Source organism: Nocardioides sp. (assembly GCF_031422975.1).
In the GTDB taxonomy this organism is placed as follows: domain Bacteria; phylum Actinomycetota; class Actinomycetes; order Propionibacteriales; family Nocardioidaceae; genus Nocardioides.
The window spans coordinates 1-4,324 of the sequence record NZ_JANPEO010000613.1 but is presented as its reverse complement, the minus strand read 5'-3'; the positions used below and the strand labels follow the sequence as shown (position 1 = coordinate 4,324).

Annotated in this window: 5 protein-coding genes; 4 read left to right on the top strand and 1 reads right to left on the bottom strand. The window is 66.8% G+C overall.

All coding sequences use genetic code 11. The features are described 5' to 3' along the window. From secY to RMO85_RS18235, 4 genes are all read left to right on the top strand, one after another. The coding region (gene secY, locus RMO85_RS18250) for a preprotein translocase subunit SecY (RefSeq protein WP_310530143.1) at positions 1–1,228 on the top strand (1,228 nt) is incomplete at its 5' end. Next, positions 1,229–1,804 carry an adenylate kinase gene (locus tag RMO85_RS18245; protein ID WP_310530142.1) on the top strand — a complete coding sequence of 192 codons (576 nt, stop codon included), beginning with the start codon at positions 1,229–1,231 and terminating at the stop codon, positions 1,802–1,804. An 11-nt stretch (positions 1,805–1,815) separates the two neighbouring features. Continuing rightward, positions 1,816–2,637, top strand: a complete 822-nt coding sequence (gene map / locus RMO85_RS18240; protein WP_397204297.1) for a type I methionyl aminopeptidase — start codon at positions 1,816–1,818, stop codon at positions 2,635–2,637. Between the two features lie 242 nt (positions 2,638–2,879). Continuing rightward, on the top strand, positions 2,880–3,938 hold the full coding sequence (locus tag RMO85_RS18235) for a TerC family protein (RefSeq protein ID WP_310530140.1): 1,059 nt from the start codon (positions 2,880–2,882) through the stop codon (positions 3,936–3,938). Positions 3,939–3,963: 25 nt separating this feature from the next. On the opposite strand, the gene RMO85_RS18230 is transcribed toward RMO85_RS18235, so the two are convergent. Beyond that, the coding region (locus tag RMO85_RS18230; RefSeq protein ID WP_310530139.1) for an HNH endonuclease family protein at positions 3,964–4,324 on the bottom strand (361 nt) is incomplete at its 5' end.

Genomic DNA, 4,324 nt, shown 5'->3' with positions numbered 1-4,324 from the left:
GATCGTGATGATCTTCCGGCTCGGATCCCAGGTGCCGACGCCCGGTGTCCATGTGGCGAACGTGCAGGCGTGCCTCAACGACGTCCAGTCCAACGGGCTCTACCAGCTCGTCAACCTGTTCTCCGGCGGTGCGCTGCTGCAGCTCACGATCTTCGCGCTGGGGATCATGCCGTACATCACGGCCTCCATCATCTTGCAGCTGCTCGTCGTGGTCATCCCGCGGCTCGAAGCGCTGAAGAAGGAGGGCCAGTCCGGCCAGATCAAGATCACCCAGTACACCCGCTACCTGACGCTCGGCCTCGCGTTGCTGCAGGCCACCGGGATCGTGGCGCTGGCTCGCTCCGGCAGCCTGCTCCAGGGCTGTGACCGCGACCTGCTCCACAGCGACAACACCTCGACCTTCCTGACGATGGTCATCACCATGACCGCCGGCACGGCGGTCATCATGTGGCTCGGCGAGCTCATCACCGACCGCGGCATCGGCAACGGCATGTCGATCCTGATCTTCACCCAGGTCGTCGCAACCTTCCCGTCGTCGCTGTGGGCCGTCCAGACGTCGCAGGGCTGGTGGGTGTTCGGCATCGTGATGGTGATCGGCCTCGTCCTGGTCGCGGCCGTCATCTTCATCGAGCAGGCGCAGCGCCGCATCCCCGTGCAGTACGCCCGACGCATGGTCGGTCGCAAGATGTTCGGCGGCTCCTCGACCTACATCCCGCTCAAGGTCAACCAGGCCGGCATCATCCCCGTCATCTTCGCCTCGTCGCTGCTCTACCTGCCGGCGATGGCGGTGCAGTTCAACCAGTCCAGCCAGTCACCCGTGCTGTCGTGGCTCAACAAGTACCTCGTGGGGGGCGACCACCCCCTCTACATGGCGGTGTACTTCCTGCTGATCATCTTCTTCACGTACTTCTACGTCTCGATCACCTTCAACCCTGAAGAGGTCGCGGACAACATGAAGAAGTACGGCGGCTTCATCCCCGGGATCCGGGCGGGCAGGCCGACCGAGGACTACCTGGCCTACGTCTTGTCCCGCATCACGTTCCCCGGAGCGCTCTACCTCGGTCTCATCTCGCTGGTCCCGCTGATCGCCTTCGCGGTGATCAACGCCGACCAGAACTTCCCCTTCGGCGGCACCTCGATCCTGATCATGGTCGGCGTTGCGCTCGACACCGTGAAGCAGATCGAGAGCCAGCTCCAGCAGCGCAACTACGAAGGGTTCCTGCGGTAAATGAGACTCATCATGATGGGCCCGCCCGGCGCGGGCAAGGGCACCCAGGCGAAGTTCATCGCCGACCACTTCGGCATCCCGGCGATCTCCACCGGCGACATCTTCCGCGCCAACGTCACGAGCGGCTCCGAGCTCGGCGTCGAGGCCAAGCGCTACATGGACGCGGGGGAGTACGTCCCCGACGACGTCACCAACCGGATGGTGCGCAACCGCATCGAGGAGCCCGACGCCGAGCCCGGCTTCATGCTCGACGGATACCCCCGCACGCTCGCGCAGGTCGAAGAGCTCGACGGGATGATCAAGCACACCGGTCACGCCCTCGACGCCGTCGTCGTGCTCACCGTCGACCAGGACGAGGTCGTCGAGCGTCTCCTGCAGCGCGCGCAGACCGAAGGTCGGGCCGACGACACAGCCGAGGTCATCCGGCGTCGCCAGGAGATCTACGCCGACGAGACCGCGCCGTTGATCGAGGTCTACCGCGACCGTGGCCTGATCATCGAGGTCGACGGCCTCGGCGAGGTCGACCAGGTCACCCAGCGCATCTTCGACGCGCTCGACGTCGTACCCCAGAGCTGACCGAACTCGTGGTGTTCGCCAACCGGGGCCTGGAGATCAAGACCCGGGGCCAGATCGACAAGATGCGGATCGCCGGGCTTCTGGTCGGCCAGACGCTCGAGCTGCTGCGCGCGTCGGCTCGACCCGGCGTGACGACCGGCGAGCTGGACGCGCTTGCGGAGGCGAACATCCGCGACCACGGCGGCGTGCCGTCGTTCAAGGGCTACAGCCACCCACCGTTCCCGGCCACGATCTGCGCCTCGGTCAACGACGAGGTCGTGCACGGCATCCCCGGCGAACGCGTGCTCGGTGACGGCGACATCGTGTCGATCGACTGCGGTGCGATCGTCGACGGCTGGCACGGCGACGCCGCGATCACGGTCGCGATCGGCGAGGTCGCCCCCGAGGTCATCGAGCTGATGAGGGTCACCGAGGAAGCCCTGTGGCACGGTCTGGCGGCTGCCCGCCTCGGCGGGCGGGTCACCGACATCTCGCACGCGGTGGAGCAGCACGTCCGCAGCCAGGGCCCCTACGGCATCCTCGAGGACTACACCGGTCACGGCATCGGCACCGAGATGCACATGGCTCCCAACGTCCCCAACTACGGCCGCCCGGGCCGCGGCCCCACGTTGGTCGAAGGGCTCGCCCTCGCGGTCGAGCCGATGGTGACGCTCGGCAGCAAGGAGACCGATCTCCTCGAGGACGACTGGACCGTCGCCACGAGCGACGGCTCCATGGCAGCGCACTTCGAGCACACCTTCACCCTGACGCCCGACGGTGCGTGGGTGCTGACCGCGATCGACGGTGGCGCTGCCCGACTGGCCGAGCTCGGAGTCGCGTTCGGCGGTCGCTGACCCCGCCGGTCCTGCTGCGAGTTCGCTGCGACGAGCGGGGTCGTGACAGACTGACGGCTCAGGAGGGGAGTATTCCCCCGTGATGGTGTCGTCAGTACGGCGCAGGGCGCGAGCCCGCACCCGGTGCCATCGGTTCGCGTCAGCAGCAGAAGCCGCGAGCGGAAGAGACCTCCGGAGAGTACGCACGTGCGCGCAGCCGCCTGCTCGCACAGTCCTGGTCCGCTCCGGAGGAGAAGCAACACGTGAACTCACTGCTCGGCGATTCGGTCGCCTCACCCACCGTCTGGGCGATCACCCTGGTCGTCACCGTCGGCGTCTTGATGCTCGACCTGCTCGTCATCGCCCGCCGCCCCCACGAGCCCACCATGCGCGAGGTCTCGCGGCACCTGGCGTTCTTCATCGGCCTGGCCGTCGTCTTCGGAGTCGCCCTGCTGATCTTCGCCCAGCCGCACGAGCTCTCACCCAACCCGGGTGCTGAGTTCTTCGCCGGCTGGCTGACCGAGTACAGCCTCTCGGTCGACAACCTGTTCATCTTCATCATCATCATGAACAGCTTCGCCGTACCCCGGAAGTACCAGCAGACGGCGCTGATGATCGGCATCGTGCTGGCGCTGGTCATGCGCGCGATCTTCATCGTGATCGGCGCGGCCGCGATCAACGAGTACAGCTGGGTCTTCTACATCTTCGGTCTCTTCCTCGTCTACACCGCCGTCAAGCTGGCCAAGGAGGGCGGCGAGGACGAGGACGAGTACGAGGAGAACAAGCTCGTGAAGTTCGCCGAGAGCCACCTGCCAGCCACCAAGGAGTGGAACGGCACCAAGCTCTTCAGCATCGAGAACGGCAAGCGCGTCATCACGCCGATGTTCCTCGTGGTGCTCACCCTCGGCACGACGGACCTCCTCTTCGCGCTCGACTCGATCCCGGCCATCTACGGCCTCACCCGCGACCCCTACCTCGTCTTCACCGCGAACATCTTCGCGCTCATGGGGCTGCGCCAGCTCTACTTCCTCATCGGTGGCCTGTTGCAGCGCCTGATCTACCTGTCGTACGGCCTCGCGTTCCTGCTCGCCTTCATCGGGGTCAAGCTGATCCTGCACGCGATGCACGAGAACGAGCTGTCCTTCATCAACGGTGGTCAGCACTTCGACTGGGCGCCGGAGATCCCGATCTGGCTCTCCCTGGTGGTGATCATCGGCACCCTCGCCATCACGGCCGTGGCGTCGCTGGTGGTCTCCGCCCGGATGTCCGAGGCCGAGCAGGACGCCGCCACCGGTCCGCGCCGCGACTGGGACGACGACTGACGCAGCGGCCGTGTCGCCGGCTGCGTCAGCAGCCGAGGCCGCGGATCGTCGACTCGTCGGCGTCGGTGATCGGGAGGTCCCAGGCCACGGCCACGCGCAGGTACTTGCGCACATAGGTGCAGTGGAAGCGCCGCCGAGGCGGCAGCCACTGCGACGGGCTCGACGCCTGCTTGGCGTCGTTCGCGCCGGCGGAGACGGCCAGCAGCTCGCGGCGTACGTCGTTGGCGAACGCGATGCGGCGGCGCTGGGTCCACGACCAGGCGCCGCCGTGCCATGCCTCGGCGAGCGGGTAGACGTGGTCGATCGAGATGTAGTAGCCGTCGCTGCGCCACGTGAGCCGCCGACCCGTGTAGGGATCGGTGAGGCGCGCGTCGTAGATGCGGCAC

Excerpts from the sequence above, each read along its gene's own strand:
- RMO85_RS18245 (WP_310530142.1), top strand. The coding sequence starts at position 1,229 with ATGAGACTCATCATGATGGGCCCGCCCGGCGCGGGCAAGGGCACCCAG.